The sequence below is a fragment of the Undibacterium sp. Ji22W genome (assembly GCF_049340305.1).
Lineage (GTDB): Bacteria > Pseudomonadota > Gammaproteobacteria > Burkholderiales > Burkholderiaceae_D > Undibacterium.
On sequence record NZ_JBMPOU010000002.1, the window covers coordinates 104,660 to 119,038 of the forward strand.

The 14,379-nt window shown below is 47.1% G+C and carries 13 protein-coding genes; 10 read left to right on the forward strand and 3 right to left on the reverse strand.

Features of this window, described 5'->3' with window-relative positions:
- Window positions 1-54 precede the first annotated feature (54 nt).
- Window positions 55-2,076 carry a transglycosylase SLT domain-containing protein gene (locus tag ACO0KW_RS07275; RefSeq protein ID WP_423052155.1) on the reverse strand — a complete coding sequence of 674 codons (2,022 nt, stop codon included), beginning with the start codon at window positions 2,074-2,076 and terminating at the stop codon, window positions 55-57.
- Window positions 2,077-2,110: 34 nt separating this feature from the next.
- Between ACO0KW_RS07275 and ACO0KW_RS07280 the strand changes: the two genes are divergently transcribed.
- The 8 genes from ACO0KW_RS07280 to ACO0KW_RS07315 all read left to right on the forward strand — a co-directional run bounded on the left by ACO0KW_RS07280 (window position 2,111) and on the right by ACO0KW_RS07315 (window position 11,397).
- On the forward strand, window positions 2,111-2,683 hold the full coding sequence (locus ACO0KW_RS07280; protein WP_423052157.1) for a 5-formyltetrahydrofolate cyclo-ligase: 573 nt from the start codon (window positions 2,111-2,113) through the stop codon (window positions 2,681-2,683).
- Window positions 2,684-2,725: 42 nt separating this feature from the next.
- Window positions 2,726-3,463, forward strand: a complete 738-nt coding sequence (locus ACO0KW_RS07285) for an SOS response-associated peptidase family protein (RefSeq protein WP_423052159.1) — start codon at window positions 2,726-2,728, stop codon at window positions 3,461-3,463.
- A 119-nt stretch (window positions 3,464-3,582) separates the two neighbouring features.
- Complete coding sequence (locus ACO0KW_RS07290; protein WP_423052161.1) at window positions 3,583-6,405, forward strand: M16 family metallopeptidase; 2,823 nt, start codon at window positions 3,583-3,585, stop codon at window positions 6,403-6,405.
- Window positions 6,406-6,701: 296 nt separating this feature from the next.
- Window positions 6,702-6,884 carry a hypothetical protein gene (locus ACO0KW_RS07295; protein WP_423052163.1) on the forward strand — a complete coding sequence of 61 codons (183 nt, stop codon included), beginning with the start codon at window positions 6,702-6,704 and terminating at the stop codon, window positions 6,882-6,884.
- A gap of 150 nt (window positions 6,885-7,034) precedes the next feature.
- Window positions 7,035-7,985, forward strand: a complete 951-nt coding sequence (locus ACO0KW_RS07300) for a metallophosphoesterase family protein (protein ID WP_423052165.1) — start codon at window positions 7,035-7,037, stop codon at window positions 7,983-7,985.
- A gap of 120 nt (window positions 7,986-8,105) precedes the next feature.
- Window positions 8,106-9,317 (forward strand): YjgN family protein, encoded by a 1,212-nt coding sequence (locus ACO0KW_RS07305; RefSeq protein ID WP_423052167.1) that lies wholly within the window; start codon window positions 8,106-8,108, stop codon window positions 9,315-9,317.
- A gap of 27 nt (window positions 9,318-9,344) precedes the next feature.
- On the forward strand, window positions 9,345-10,445 hold the full coding sequence (locus ACO0KW_RS07310) for a M48 family metallopeptidase (RefSeq protein ID WP_423052169.1): 1,101 nt from the start codon (window positions 9,345-9,347) through the stop codon (window positions 10,443-10,445).
- Between the two features lie 52 nt (window positions 10,446-10,497).
- Window positions 10,498-11,397, forward strand: a complete 900-nt coding sequence (locus ACO0KW_RS07315) for a DMT family transporter (protein ID WP_423052171.1) — start codon at window positions 10,498-10,500, stop codon at window positions 11,395-11,397.
- A 27-nt stretch (window positions 11,398-11,424) separates the two neighbouring features.
- Here ACO0KW_RS07315 and tcdA read toward each other — a convergent pair whose 3' ends face one another.
- Complete coding sequence (gene tcdA, locus ACO0KW_RS07320; RefSeq protein WP_423052173.1) at window positions 11,425-12,240, reverse strand: tRNA cyclic N6-threonylcarbamoyladenosine(37) synthase TcdA; 816 nt, start codon at window positions 12,238-12,240, stop codon at window positions 11,425-11,427.
- Between the two features lie 207 nt (window positions 12,241-12,447).
- Here tcdA and ACO0KW_RS07325 point away from each other — a divergent pair, with 207 nt between their 5' ends.
- Entirely contained in the window at window positions 12,448-12,984 is a 537-nt protein-coding gene (locus ACO0KW_RS07325; protein ID WP_423052175.1) for a hemerythrin domain-containing protein, read from the forward strand.
- Window positions 12,985-13,122: 138 nt separating this feature from the next.
- Complete coding sequence (gene pdxH, locus ACO0KW_RS07330) at window positions 13,123-13,758, forward strand: pyridoxamine 5'-phosphate oxidase (RefSeq protein WP_423052177.1); 636 nt, start codon at window positions 13,123-13,125, stop codon at window positions 13,756-13,758.
- Between the two features lie 84 nt (window positions 13,759-13,842).
- Here the strand turns inward: pdxH and msrA are convergent, their stop codons facing one another.
- Window positions 13,843-14,373: a peptide-methionine (S)-S-oxide reductase MsrA gene (gene msrA, locus ACO0KW_RS07335; protein WP_423052179.1), complete on the reverse strand. Its 531-nt coding sequence runs from the start codon at window positions 14,371-14,373 to the stop codon at window positions 13,843-13,845.
- Window positions 14,374-14,379 lie beyond the last annotated feature (6 nt).

Below are 14,379 nucleotides of genomic sequence, written 5' to 3' on the forward strand. Positions count from 1 at the left end.
TCTCCTACTGATTCCTGTTAATTCTTAATGATTTCTATTAAATCCTATTGGCATCTATTGGTACTCTGGTTCGTCAGCGCTCATACCTTTTGGTACGACCGTCCCCAAACGCGCCTTCAAGGATTGCGGCTTCTTCTCAAAAATCGCTGCGTAATAGGTCGCGTTAGATAAAACATTTTTAACATAATCGCGGGTTTCCAAGAATGGAATCGTCTCGGCAAAAATCGCTCCTTCGACCGGGCGACTCAAGGTCGAGCGCCAAGCGCGCGGACGTCCTGGGCCTGCATTGTAGGCAGCAGATGCCAGTGCTTGTGAACCACCAAGATCGGTCAATACCATGTTCAGATAATTGGTGCCAAGCGCGATATTGGTTTCTACTTCATTGACCTGATGTGGCACATAATTTGATAAACCAATTTTCTTGGCGACCCACTTCGCCGTCTTCGGCATAACTTGCATCAAACCTGATGCGCCTACATGTGATTTTGCGGCGGTGGCGAAGCGTGATTCTTGACGAATCAAACCATACACCCACGCCATATCAACGCCGACCGCCTGCGTTGCTTTATACATGCTGTCATTATAGGGCGTAGGAAAACGCTGATTAAAATCGACGTCGGCTTTGGTTTTGTCGGAGGTGTTCACCATCCGATCCAACAATTCATTTTGCCGCGCAAATTCAGCTGCTGCCAGCAGTTCACGTTCATTCATGCTGCGCAAAGCCCAGTTCCATTCACGCGTACCTTCAAAACGCAAATTCATCGCATAAAATTTGAGTGCACGTTGCAAATTCGGATTTTGTGTGATCGGCGTCATTTCTTCAGGCGTTACTGGCTTCATCAAAGCTGGTGCACCGATCTTTTGCCCACGCTCCTCTAATGCCAATTGTCCATAGAAATGCATCTGATCAGAAATACTGGCAAAGCTGGCCATCGCTTCTTCTTTTTTGCCTTCTTGTTGTAAAGCACGTCCGTGCCAGTACACCCAAGCAGGTAGATTTTTCAGAGCTGGCGGCATCGCGGCGATTGCGGATTTCACCATTTTCCAATCACCTTCTCGCAAGGCCATACGCACACGCCACTGGTAGGCTTCCATACTCAAACTTGCACTATCAGCGTGCTTCCAGTAAGTCAGCGCTTCGGTTTGAAGTTTTTGCGAAGCTGGCAAAGCGATATTCGCCCATGCCTGAGATTTTTCTGCTGCGCTTAATTTGTTGGCGAATTTTTGCAAAGCGACGACCGATTTCTCGGGATCAGTTTTGGCAGCACGGCCAAGTGCTAGTAAAAATAATTCGCGGCTTATGCGATCATTCGCAGGTTCTTTCTTAAACAAATTAGTTGGCTTGTCCATCGCTTCAATCAAGCGTTTCTCAGGAATATTCAGCATTTTCCCTAAACGCTTGGCCAAAGGCATGGCGGAGGACTCCGCGGCGATCCGCATTTGCGACCAGATATCGGCATCGGTAAATTGGCCTTGATCATACAATGCGTTCAACAATTGATAGCAGCCATCGCCATATTGCTTAGGCGAGGTAATCAAGGCCCGCGCTTCCACTGCGACTCTCTGTTGCTTCACCACCTTTGACAACAGCGAATAACACTTCACTTGACTATCATCATTGACTACATACATAGGCAATTGTTGATCGAAATTGGTCCAGTCACCGCGAAAACCCAAAACCAGCAACCAATCATTGCGTAAACGATCCGCAATCGCGCTGCCTTCGTATTTTTTCAAATAGGCCTGCACTTCCGCCGCCGAGGCTGAGCGTATACGGGTGCGCAAAACATAGTAATCGACGTAGGAGGGAATCGCATATTGACTCAACTGCGAGGCATGCATTTGCGCAGCTTTGGCATCGTCATGCAGCGCGGCATCGCGCAAAGCCATAAAACGGTCATCATCATTGATCACCCCGGGCACCGGCATCGGAGCGCTATACGGCGCAGCGATGTTCATCTCAGTCGCACGATTGGCTGCAATCGCTGGCAAAACTGCTACCATAGCAAGATTAGCGAAGAAAATCCCTTTGAGCGACAGACGCATGCAAGCGCCAAATTTTGTTTGTTCTAACATTTTCAAGCACATCCTATTCAAACCTATTAACAGTATGACACAGCCACTCGATAGCGGGAAAGAACAAATACCAGAGCGCCCAGCTCTGCGACGCAATTTGCTCAGACTTCGGAAAGAAAGCAGCCCACAACAAAGACAACAGTGGGATCAGGACATCAGCCAACAAGTCAGTGCAATCATCCGGGAAATGCAGCCACACAGGCTGGCCGTGTACTGGCCGATACAGGCCGAACCTGATTTACAGCTTTGCTATCAAGAATTGCATCACGCGGGGATAGAACTTGCCCTGCCACTGGTCATTGCAAAAGGGCAAGCGCTACGCTTTGTTAAATGGGCACCCGGCGATGCGATGGATACCGATGATTTTGGGATTCCGATTCCACATCGGCGCGATACATACGTGGCACCGGATACATTACTCATCCCTTGCGTGGGTTTTAATCAACAAAAGTATCGACTAGGCTACGGCGGTGGTTTTTACGATCGTAGTCTGGCTGAATTACCACACGTTACCAGCATAGGCGTCGCCTATCACCTTGCTGCTTGTGATTTTAAAGCGGAAGAGCACGACATCGCGCTGTCTAGGATCATTTGCAACCACCCCTGATCGATTCAGAATAATCAACTCCTCTTAACTCCTATTCTTACCATGTGCGTCAACTACACTCCAACCCGCCGTGACCAGATTAGTGCCAAGTTTTCTGCACTGGATCAAACAGGTGAAGAATGGCGTCCCGAAGCCTGGCAAGACTATCAGGCCCCATTCATTACGCACGATGAATTACGCCGTCGACGGGCGCAACTGGGTGCGTATAGCATGATTCCCAAAAATAAATTGGCACCAGGTGTCAAACGCTTTAGTACCATGAATGCTCGCGCTGAAACGATAGGTGAACTGACGAGTTATGCCAAAGCCTGGCGCTCAGCGCAGTTATGTCTAATTCCCATGCAAGATTTCTTTGAGCCAAATTACGAAAGTGGTAAGCCTGAGCGTTGGCAAATAGGTGTCATTAACGACCAGGAACGAACGGATTTCGCGGTTGCAGGTTTATACCGCACTTGGGAAGAAGCCGATGGTCAAACCAGTTTTTCATTCACACAAGTCACCATCAATGCAGATCAGCATCCCCTGATGAGTCGCTTTCACCAGCCTGATGATGAGAAACGTTCTCTAGTGATTCTGCCTGAAGAAGACTACGACGAATGGCTGGCCTGTCGCAATCCCGAAATCGCCCGTGCTTTTTTACAGCTTTATCCAGCCCACAAGATGTGGGCGCAGTCCGCAATATTGCCCTCGCGCAAACAAGTGAAAGCCAAGTTAAACGAAGATGACGGCGCTACGATTATTGCCATGCCTCAGCAGGCCTCGCTCTTTAGCGATCACTAAATTTCGCATTCGTCCCAGAAATTTCAGAGATAAATTTCGTTTATTACTTTTAGCTAATTGCAAATAGTGGGCAAATCCACTATGTTGTGCGCCTTGTTGAAAATTTTAGGATTTCTCCTGTGAAACTGATTACTTTTTTAATGCTGAGCGCCGGCATTTTGTCACCCGGCCTGGCATTTTCCAGTACGCCTGCAAATACACTACCAACTACACAAGTCACAACCAGCGGCAAAAAGCCCCCCACGCTTACCAAAGCTATTACCAAAGTCACTTCGGTCGAAGGCATTACCGAATACCAGTTAGCGAATGGTTTGCGCGTCATTTTGTTTCCTGATGCGAGCAAGCCAACAATCACCACCAACATCATCTACATGGTTGGTTCGCGTCACGAAAATTACGGCGAAACAGGCATGGCGCATTTGCTGGAGCATCTGCTATTCAAACCTAGCGCCAACTTCGGCCTAAAAAAAGGCACGAAATCGCCCGTAGAGATTCTAAATAGCACGGGTGCTGATTTTAATGGCACGACTTGGTATGACCGCACCAATTACTACGCGACTTTCCCAGCAAATCAAGACAATTTGAAGCAAATGCTGGCGATGGAAGCAGATCGTATGGTGCATGCATCGATCAATCAAAATGATTTGTGGAACCCGGTCACAAAAAAAGGTGAAATGACAGTGGTACGCAATGAATTTGAAATCGGCGAAAGTGATCCTATTGGCGTCACGACAGAACGAATTCAAGCGGTCGCGTATGACTGGCACAATTACGGAAAATCGACTATCGGTGCGCGTTCAGATATTGAACAAGTGAACATTCCACGCCTGCGCGCTTTCTATCAAAAATACTATCAGCCCGATAATGCCGTGTTAATGATCGCGGGGCAATTTGACGACAAGGAAATCCTCCGACAAGTCAACTCGGTGTTTGGTCGGATTCCCAAACCTCAGCGACCAATCGAAGCAACCTATACATCCGAACCAGTACAAGATGGCGAACGCAGTGTCACAGTGCGGCGCAATGGAGGTACCCAATTTATCGGTGCCGGCTATCACATGGCGCCTTCTGCACATATTGACTCCACCACACTGGGATTGCTCGCGAATATTCTGACCAACGCCCCTGCTGGTCGTCTTCATAAAGCATTAGTTGAAACTAAGTTAGCCTCAGCGATTTCTTTTAACAGTGTCAGCAATTTAGAACCCGGCTATGGCATCTTTGGTGTGACGGTTTCAAAAGAACAAAATCTGGATGCAGTGCAAAACGCGATGCTCAAAGTGTTGGAAGGATTAAAAGATCAACCGATTACTGCAATTGAACTAGATCGCGCCAAACAAAATACCAAGAAGCACATTCAGCTTGCGCTAAATGACACCGCTGAATTAACCATCGCGCTGACCGAGTCGATGGCTGCCGGAGATTGGCGATTATTTTTTATTGAGCGTGATCGTCTGGAAAAAATTACGGTGCAAGATGTGCAAAGCGCTGCAGAAAAATATTTGAAAGCGACGAATCGCACCATTGGTCGTTTTATCCCCACCGATTCCGTCGATCGTACTGAAGTTCCAGCAACACCGGATGTGATGGGTTTAGTCAAAGACTACAAAGGGAATGCAATCGTCGCACAGGGAGAAGCTTTTGATCCAAGCCCGACCAATATCGAAGCGCGCACACAACGTTTGCAACTGCCAAATGGTATGACGATCGCTTTATTACCCAAGAAAACCAAAGGAGCTACTGTCAGTGTCAATCTACGTTTGCGCATGGGAAATGACGGCAACTTGCAAGGCAAAGCAGAAATCGGGCAATTCGCTGCACATCTGCTGAACAAAGGTAGCGAGCGTTTCTCACGCCAAGAAATCAAAGATGGTTTCGATAAATTGAATGCCGATGTACAGATCGTGGGAGGCGCGGAAGGAGTCACAGCCAGCATTACGACCACGCGTGACAACCTAGGCGCAGCGTTGAGTTTGTTGGCAGACGTATTAAAAAAACCGAATTTTCCGACCAATGAATTTGAAGAATTTAAATTAGCGCTGGTCAGTCAGATTGAACAATCAATGTCCGAACCACAAGCCTTGGCAAGCAACGCAATGGCGCGGTTAATCGACAACACGGCGTCTGGCCATGTGCGACATGTATCGACTTTACCGGAACAAGTGGTTGCGACCAAAGCGGTGAAGTTGGATGACATTAAACGCTTTCATCAGGAATTCTATGGCACTGACAATGCCAGCTTCTCCGCAGTCGGTGACTTCGATGCCGCGGAATTAAAAATGCAAATTGCGAATTTGTTTGGTGCATGGAAATCCACACAGGCATATCAACGCATTCCGCGCAGCAGCAAAGCCATCCCTGCGCAAAAAATCCAGCTAGATACACCGGACAAAGCCAGCAGTTTCTTACTTGCATTTCAGGCGATAGAAATGCAGGATGACGCAGAATCTTATCCCGCTTTATTGATGGCAAATCATATGTTGGGCGGCGGCGCTTTACACAGCCGACTGGCTGACAGAATTCGTGAAAATGAAGGACTATCGTATGGTGTAGGTTCTTTCCTCGATGTGCCTAGTCAAGACCCTGCAGGACGGTGGACCGCGTATGCGATGAGCGCGCCACAAAACACAGGAAAAGTCGAAGCAGCGCTCCGCGAGGAATTACAAAAAGTTCTCGATAAAGGCTTCAACGAATCAGAATTATTAGAGGCGAAAAAAGCCTGGCGTCAGGCAGAACAAGTAGCACGAACGCAAGATGTCAACATCGCTGCACAGCTAACGGCCTATCTTGGAATTAAACGGTCATTGAATTTTGACAAAGATTTAGAAACGAAAGTTGCGACTTTGAGTGTGGCGCAAGTTAATCAAGCCTTACGTCACTATTTGAAATCTGAAAATATCACGATTATCAACGCGGGGGATCAGTCTAAGCTTGGAAAATAGACGGTGATTGGGCGTTATTTTTTTGGTGATTGTTTAACACCAGAATGAGCAAAAGAAAAAAGAAAGGGCAAAATTCCGAATCGAATTTTGCCTTTTTTTGTATCATCGCTCTGCACAAACCTCAGCCCGACAGCCGAGCACTAATTTTATTTACGCGCGAAATCTTATCCCATATCAAGCAAAGTCCACGCGATTCTCGAAGTGTTTGCCGTCTAGGAATCTCGCCTGTTACTTTGGCGACATAGCTTAGACAAATTTTTGCCTAGCTCAGCGTTCAACATTTTCAGGAGTAGGTAATGACCACGAATACCGACATTATCGTCAACCATCCCATCACGATGCCGCAGGCGAATACCGAAGCGACCTCGTCTGATGTCCGCCCAGCTAAGGCAACGACTACACCGACATCTGTCACTACAACCATCTCCTCAGAAAAAACAGGGTCAACTTGCTGCGGTTGTTGCGATTCAAAGAAATAGCGCCTCGTCGGCACAGCGAACTTGTTCAGCATCAGGGATCAGGACGTGGCGGGCGCTAGCGAGTAAAATATCGCATTTCCCCACCACCCATTTACTGATCCCTTGTTGATGATCATTTCTCTAGTTCACCCCGCGCGCCGTCGTAGCGCTATGACTGTCTGTACATTAGCCTATTCGACATTCTTGCTGCTAGCGCTATTGTTACCGCTGGCCACAAATGCCGAGGTGAAAAATACCTCACTACAGACCCGCACTCGCACAGCAAAACCAGAGCTCACAATCAACAACAGCAGCGTCACTCTGTACGCCGCAGGTGATATTGCTGATTGCCGCAAAACACCCGCAGAACAAAGTATGGCTGCACGTACAGCGGACTTAGTCGAAGCAGGCCTAGCTCAAGATAAAGATGCGTATGCGCTTACCTTGGGCGACAACACCTACCCTATAGGCAAACCCGAAGAATTTCGCGAATGCTATAACAAGACCTGGGGCAAATTCAAACATCGTACTTTACCGTCCCCCGGCAATCATGATTACGGGGTTCCTATGGCGGCAGGCTACTACAACTACTTCGATGAGCTCGCAGGTACGGAACGGCGCGGCTATTACCAAAAGAAATTAGGCAACTGGCTGATTTTGTCTTTAAACAGCAATATCAAGGCGCAAGCCATGCAAACGCAATTACAGTGGCTAAGAAATACCCTAAAAGAATATCAAGGCAAGTGTGTACTGGCATTCTGGCATCACCCTGTCGTGTCCTCAGGCGCACATGGGAATCAGGGTGTAATGCAAGACGCTTGGACGATCTTGGCCGAAGCAAAAGCTGACCTCATTTTGAGTAGCCATGATCATCACTACGAACGATTTACCGCTTTGAATGCGCAAGGTTTGCCTGATCCCAAAAACGGTATTCCGAGCTTTGTGGTCGGCACGGGTGGCGCCAAACTTACGCCACTTTTCTTGATCAAAAATGGCAGTGCAATCCGTCAGAATGATCAATATGGTGTCTTAAAGCTGCAACTACATGCAAACACTTATCAATGGGAATTTCTCAGTAGCACACATCAAGTACTAGATCGAGGACAAGCAAATTGTCACTAAAAAAATATATTGTCCGATAATTGAGATGAAATAGTTTTTGCACTGAGTATTTTGCCTATTTAACAATTCAATCATGCTATGATTCTTGACCCTTAGAATTATCATCGCCACGGAGTCGAGATGCCTGTAGATCAATTCGATCAATCCAGTAATGCCCCAGACCCGGAGACTCAGGTTGAGCGACAATCGCAGCTGTTGCTCACGCCACAAGAGCAGACGATACCGCCTGAATTGGATCAGCAAGCCACGCGTGTTTATCAACCCCAATTTACAGGTAGCGGCAAAGAATATTTTAAAATTTGGATCGTCAATCTCTGTCTGACACTCATGACATTCGGCATTTACTCGGCGTGGGCGAAAGTCCGGCGCTTGCAGTATTTTGATCGCAACACCGAATTCGCAGGCAGTGTTTTCAATTTTCATGGCGATCCGAAAGTCATTTTGCGTGGACGCATAGTCGCTGCGATCTTGTTATTCCTGTATCACTATGTATTTGGCTTATCCAAGAATTTTGCCATCGTATTCGCTTGCTTATTATTTCTCGCCATTCCTTGGATGTTGCGCAGCGCTTTACGCTTCCGTTTACGCAATACCAGTTACCGCGGTCTGCGCTTTGATTTTGACGGCAAGCTCAGCGTTGCCTACGGTACTTATCTACCAGTTGCCATGGTGTTCATCTTGCCAGCATTGGTCGCAGTGATTTTTCCGTTAAGTTGGTATGTTGCGCTTCCGAGTCTCTTGTATTTGCTATGGCCGTGGTTACATGCTCGCATGAAACGCTATCAACATGGGAATGTCGCCTATGGTCAACTGCATGCACGTTCCGAATTGAGCGGCTCTGCCTTCGTCTGGCCGTACTTCCTCACTGGTCTTTATATTTTTGCCGTCATGATCGTTGCTGGCATCATTGCGGCAATCGGCGCAGGTGTCATGAGTACGAGTAACAACAGCAGCGCAAGCTATGCATTTATGCTTCCAATCTTGATCTCGGCACTCATAGGTTTGACCGTGTACTGCATACTTGGCCCCTTCCTACAGACCAAAATATGGAATCGCAGCTGGAATAACACGCAACTCAATGGTTTGCGTTTTAACGCCAGTATGTCGGCCTGGAGCTATACCAGACTACAAACCATCAATACGATTTTGACGATACTCAGTCTTGGTTTATACCGCCCTTTTGCCGTAGTGCGCAGCTATGAATACCGCTTGCAGCACATGGAAATTACGGCACAAGACACTGATTTCGATACACAAAAAAGTCATTGCGACAATGAGAATGGCGCTGCTGAGAGCTCCGCTGAATTTCTTGGTTTTGATCTTTCCTGGTAAGCACCCCACATTAGGAAATAAGGATAAATGATGATTAACGCCAACTTCTTCAATGCGCAGCGCAGTCAAGGCATCGCCAGCACCCTAGCAATCGATGCCGGTCAAATCGCAGTGCATTCCGAACTCGCACAAAGAAATTTCTCCCGTGCCCAGACTCAGATTGCGGAACCTTATGAACATGCTCCTTTAATTCTACAATTTGACGATGGTTCACATTGTGAGATAGCCGATCAACAAGACAAAAGTAAAATACTGGCATTACTGAACTATCAGGCCACGAGAGTCGAACGTTGGCAAGCCAATTGGAAGATCGCGATCTTGGCAATCGTGCTGGTTATGAGTTTCTTCTACGCCGCTTATCGCTACGGTGGTCCGTGGATCGCCAAACTGATCGTACCGATAATTCCGCAAACTGCAGACAATTACTTAGGAGAGCAGGCACAAACATTTCTAGGCACAGGATTCTTTGCCACGACGAAAACTAGCGATCCGCAATATACCCAAATTGTCATGGTGTTTCGTGGCATTAAACCTGCATCACCACGTATTCCACTCACATTGGAAATGCGTGCAAGTGCAAGAATTGGACCGAATGCGTTGGCCCTCCCGAACGGTGCAATCTATGTGACAGACGAGATGTATGCACTGTTATCAAAGTTTGATAAAGCTGAAGGTGCGACGCTCAGTAGTGCAGGCGAACAAGAATTAGCCGGTTTATTAGCACATGAAATCGCCCATGTGGAACTGCGCCACAGCATGCATAACCTGGTGCAAACCTCGTTGGTGACCGTGCTTGTGGGTTCTATGATTGGGGATTTTAGTTCTATCGCCGCGACAGCTGGCAGTACTGTATTGGGAGCACAGTATTCACAAGCGAAAGAAAGTGAAGCCGATGAATATGCCATTCAACTCTTAAAATCAAAAGGATTTTCTCCTATTCATCTGGCACATTTATTTGAATCATTAGAACGCTACTCTGCTAAAAAAAATGGCAAAAAGGGCGACATACTGCCGGCTTGGTTTGACAATTCTATTGAAGATTTTTTGTCTAGCCATCCACCGACCAAACAACGCATCCAAAGATTCAAGCAAGCGGCGAGTGAACAGTCATCTGAAACCTTGCACTAAAATATAAGTCTTCTCAAGCACACTCGCTAGAAAAAAGTTACACTAGCGAGCTATGCCATCTTCACTACTCTTCATTATCGCCTCATTGATCTGGGGCTCGACTTTTTGGGCGATCACACAACAACTGGGCGAAGTCGCACCCGCGGTATCAGTTGCTTACCGTTTTGGTCTGGCTTCATTGACTTTGTTTATCTGGTGTCTGGTGCGCAAAGACAAATTGGTTCTACCGTGGAAGCTGCAAAAATGGCTGGCTTTGCAAGGCTTCTTCACTTTTTCGCTCAGTTACCTGTGCACATATTCTTCTGAACAATATCTGGTATCAGCCTTGGTGGCGGTGTTATTTTCTTTGATGGTCATTTGGTCTCCCCTCACCGAAAGAATTTTCTTTCACAAACCGCTCACTTGGCGTATCTGGGGCGCTGCGTTTATCTCGATCACCGGTGTGATCCTATTATTCTTTCCTGCGCTCAAAAGCAATTGGGAAGAAACGCATACAGGGCATGACACACACTTTTTACTAGGCTTGGGACTAGCCCTGACGGCAACACTAGCTAGCACTTTCGGTAATCTGGTAGTCGTCAAAGTGCGGCAGAAAAATCAAAACGTCTTATTGACGATGGCATGGGCTATGGCATGGGGCACATTCTGGGTCAGCCTGTTTGCAATCATCACCGGCCAGCACTGGAGCATACCCACGACTACCAACTATTGGTTGTCGCTCATTTATTTGTCACTATTTGGATCGGTAATTGCATTTGCCTGCTACTTCACTTTAATCCACAGAATCGGCGCACAAAAAACCGTTTTCATTGGCGTCATTACCCCGATTATTTCCGTACTGCTATCCGTTAAATTGGAGAACTACCAACCCGGCTTAATAGAATGGTTGGGCATGGTGTTTTGTTTAGGCGGTGTGGTGTGGGCTTTGCGTGGCGACTCCAAAGCTACGTAGGAAAAACTGATGCGTGTAGTGTCCTTGCTATGTACTTGGGAATGCGAGCTTACGCAACACATGCGCCGCCGCCGCTAAGCCAAATGAAGCCGTGACGACTATCGATGAGCCGAAACCCGCGCAATTCAAACCTGAAATACCGTTGGCACCATCACTACCATCAACGGCACAAGCCTCGGCTGTTTCTGGCATGGTCAAGGCTTCCATAGAAAACACAGCATCAATACCAAATTTACTCTTAGTACCACGCGGAAAACCAAAATTCTGACGCAAGCGTTTGCGCACCAATGCCAGCAGAGGTTCTTGTTCGGTTCTTGATAAATCACGGATTTCTATCTTGCCCGGATCTGTCTGTCCGCCCGCTGCACCTATCGTGATCAGGGGAATTTGATGCTCGCGGCAATATGCAATTAAGGCGGTCTTCGCTTTGACGCTATCAATCGCATCAATCACATAATCAAAACCCTGCTGGCCCAGCAACTGCTGCAAATTTTCTGGCTCTATAAATTCCTCAACTTCATGCACTTTGCAATACGGATTAATAGTCGCGATACGTTCTGATAGCGCTGTGACCTTTGCCTTACCTACGGTTAAGCTAGTCGCCTGAATTTGCCGGTTAATATTGGACTCCGCCACATTATCCAGATCAATCATCGTAATACTGCCAATCGCACTGCGCGCCAACGCTTCGACCACCCATGAGCCAACACCACCGACGCCGATCACGCAAATATGCGCTTGCTGAAAACGTGCTAAACCTTGTGCACCATACAAACGTGCAATGCCACCGAAACGGCGTTCAAAATCAATGTCATCGTCAGGGGAAGAAGTTGCGTGTTGCATGAGAGGTAATTTTCAATAAAATGTGAAGTTGAAGCAAAAGAAAGACTAATGCTATTTTACAAGCTTCGGGTTAAATAAGCATTTCCACCTTGATTTCGCGCAAGCGGCGCTAGCAAGAATTCTGCGCAAATCGCCAGAATGGGGGATAATTTTCTTTTCGTACCGGCTCTCGGTACTAACTCATCAAACTCCGAGAATTAAGGCATTATGGATATCCTATTTGCAAGCGCTCCTGGCTTCGATCAGCCTCTGGCAGTTCTCAAGCATTGCCACGATCGCATTCGCAAGCAACTCGCGACGCTAGAAAAACTGCTGCCACATTTACAAAAGAATGGTGCTGATGCAGAGGCACAAAAGGCAGTTTTAGCAGTATTGAAATATTTTCAAAATGCAGCGCCCTTGCATCATGACGACGAGGAAGTCGATTTATTACCGGAGCTACAGCGCACGGCGACTGGTGTCGATGCAGACTTACTGTCAGCGACACTACCAAAAATATTGCAACAACATCAGCAAATGGCAGATCAATGGCGCCGCCTGGAAGCACAATTAAGTAACATCGCGGACGGTAGCTCAGCGGTACTCAGCAGTGACGATGTGGCGCAATTTCAGGGGCTTTACCAAGAGCACATGCAAATTGAAGAAACTCAAATAGCACCAATGGCGATGCGTTTATTTAATCCTGGACAGATGCATAAATTGGGGCAAGCCATGCAGGCACGTCGCGGTATTAATCCAACTTAATCTTTCAGTTACTCTATATTCGATGCCTTAAAAAACCTCGTTGCTACGTAAATTCTTAACCAGATTTTCAACGAATTTCCAATCTCATTGCAAAACTCGCGGTAAGCGAAGTTGCAGATTCATATTCAAGGAAGATGTATGTCTATCGCCAGCCTCAGAAAAGATTATCAACTCGCCAGCCTCGCTGAAACCGATGTTGCGCACGACCCAATTATTCAGTTTTCGCACTGGTTTGAACAAGCTCTGAAAGCAGAAGTAGCAGAAGCAAATGCGATGAGCCTATCCACAGTGAATGCAGAAGGAAAACCTTCATCACGCATCGTCTTAATCAAAGAATTTGATCACCGTGGTTTTTCTTGGTTCACGAATTATGACAGCCGCAAAGGGCTAGAGTTATCACAAAATCGGCATGCGGCTTTATTGTTTTTTTGGACGGCGCTCGAGCGTCAAGTACGCATCGAAGGGCGCATTCACAAAGTCTCAGAAGAAGACAATGATAAATATTTTCACAGCCGCCCTGTAGGAAGTCGTCAAAGTGCCTGCGCCTCCGCGCAGAGTCAGCCTGTTGCAAATCGTCAGCAATTAGAAGACAAACTCGCGGAAGTGGTCGCGCAATATGGTGACCATCCGCCGCGTCCGGAACACTGGGGCGGCTATCGTTTAGTACCTGACTTTATCGAATTTTGGCAAGGCCGCAGTTCACGTCTGCACGACAGAATTGCATATACTCGTCAGGCCGATGAAACTTGGGTGATTTCACGCTTACAGCCTTGAGCGTTGTGAAAACTGTAATCGGTTGAGAAAATAAAAAAGGTTTAGTGGCATGTGCGACTAAACCTTTTTTTAATCGTATTGACTTCAGGCAGCCAGACGTCGTTTAAAAAGTTCACGCGAGCGCATGATTTTTGGCAAGATAAACTCTTGGCAGTAAGTATCATCTTTATGATTCTTATAGAAATTTTGATGCGCACTCTCGGCAGCGAAGAATGGCGTGCATGCCAGAATTTCGGTCATGATCACGAATTTATTAACACGTCCGATGCGCTTGGAAATTTCTTGTGCAAGCTGGCGCTGCTCTTGTGTATGAAAGAAAATCACAGAGCGTAATGGCGAAGCGAGTTGCCCGCCTACGCTTGCTGGCGCATACGGGTCGTGCACTTTAAAAAAAACTTCAAGCAAGCTTTCAAATGATAATACCTCATTGTCAAACTCAACTCTGACGACTTCAGCATGGCCAGTATCACCACTGCACACGGTCTCGTAACTGGGGTTATCACTATGTCCACCAGCATAGCCACAGGTGACTGCTCTGACGCCACGCAGATGTTGAAACACTGCCGCCAGATCCCAAAAACGACCGCCACCGACTGTTGCAGTTTCTAACGCCATATTAAC

Coding starts and splice junctions, on each gene's coding strand:
- ACO0KW_RS07275 (WP_423052155.1), bottom strand. CDS start 2,076: ATGTTAGAACAAACAAAATTTGGCGCTTGCATGCGTCTGTCGCTCAAA.
- ACO0KW_RS07280 (WP_423052157.1), top strand. CDS start 2,111: ATGACACAGCCACTCGATAGCGGGAAAGAACAAATACCAGAGCGCCCA.
- ACO0KW_RS07285 (WP_423052159.1), top strand. CDS start 2,726: ATGTGCGTCAACTACACTCCAACCCGCCGTGACCAGATTAGTGCCAAG.
- ACO0KW_RS07295 (WP_423052163.1), top strand. CDS start 6,702: ATGACCACGAATACCGACATTATCGTCAACCATCCCATCACGATGCCG.
- ACO0KW_RS07300 (WP_423052165.1), top strand. CDS start 7,035: ATGACTGTCTGTACATTAGCCTATTCGACATTCTTGCTGCTAGCGCTA.
- ACO0KW_RS07305 (WP_423052167.1), top strand. CDS start 8,106: ATGCCTGTAGATCAATTCGATCAATCCAGTAATGCCCCAGACCCGGAG.
- ACO0KW_RS07310 (WP_423052169.1), top strand. CDS start 9,345: ATGATGATTAACGCCAACTTCTTCAATGCGCAGCGCAGTCAAGGCATC.
- ACO0KW_RS07315 (WP_423052171.1), top strand. CDS start 10,498: ATGCCATCTTCACTACTCTTCATTATCGCCTCATTGATCTGGGGCTCG.
- tcdA (WP_423052173.1), bottom strand. CDS start 12,240: ATGCAACACGCAACTTCTTCCCCTGACGATGACATTGATTTTGAACGC.
- ACO0KW_RS07325 (WP_423052175.1), top strand. CDS start 12,448: ATGGATATCCTATTTGCAAGCGCTCCTGGCTTCGATCAGCCTCTGGCA.
- pdxH (WP_423052177.1), top strand. CDS start 13,123: ATGTCTATCGCCAGCCTCAGAAAAGATTATCAACTCGCCAGCCTCGCT.
- msrA (WP_423052179.1), bottom strand. CDS start 14,373: ATGGCGTTAGAAACTGCAACAGTCGGTGGCGGTCGTTTTTGGGATCTG.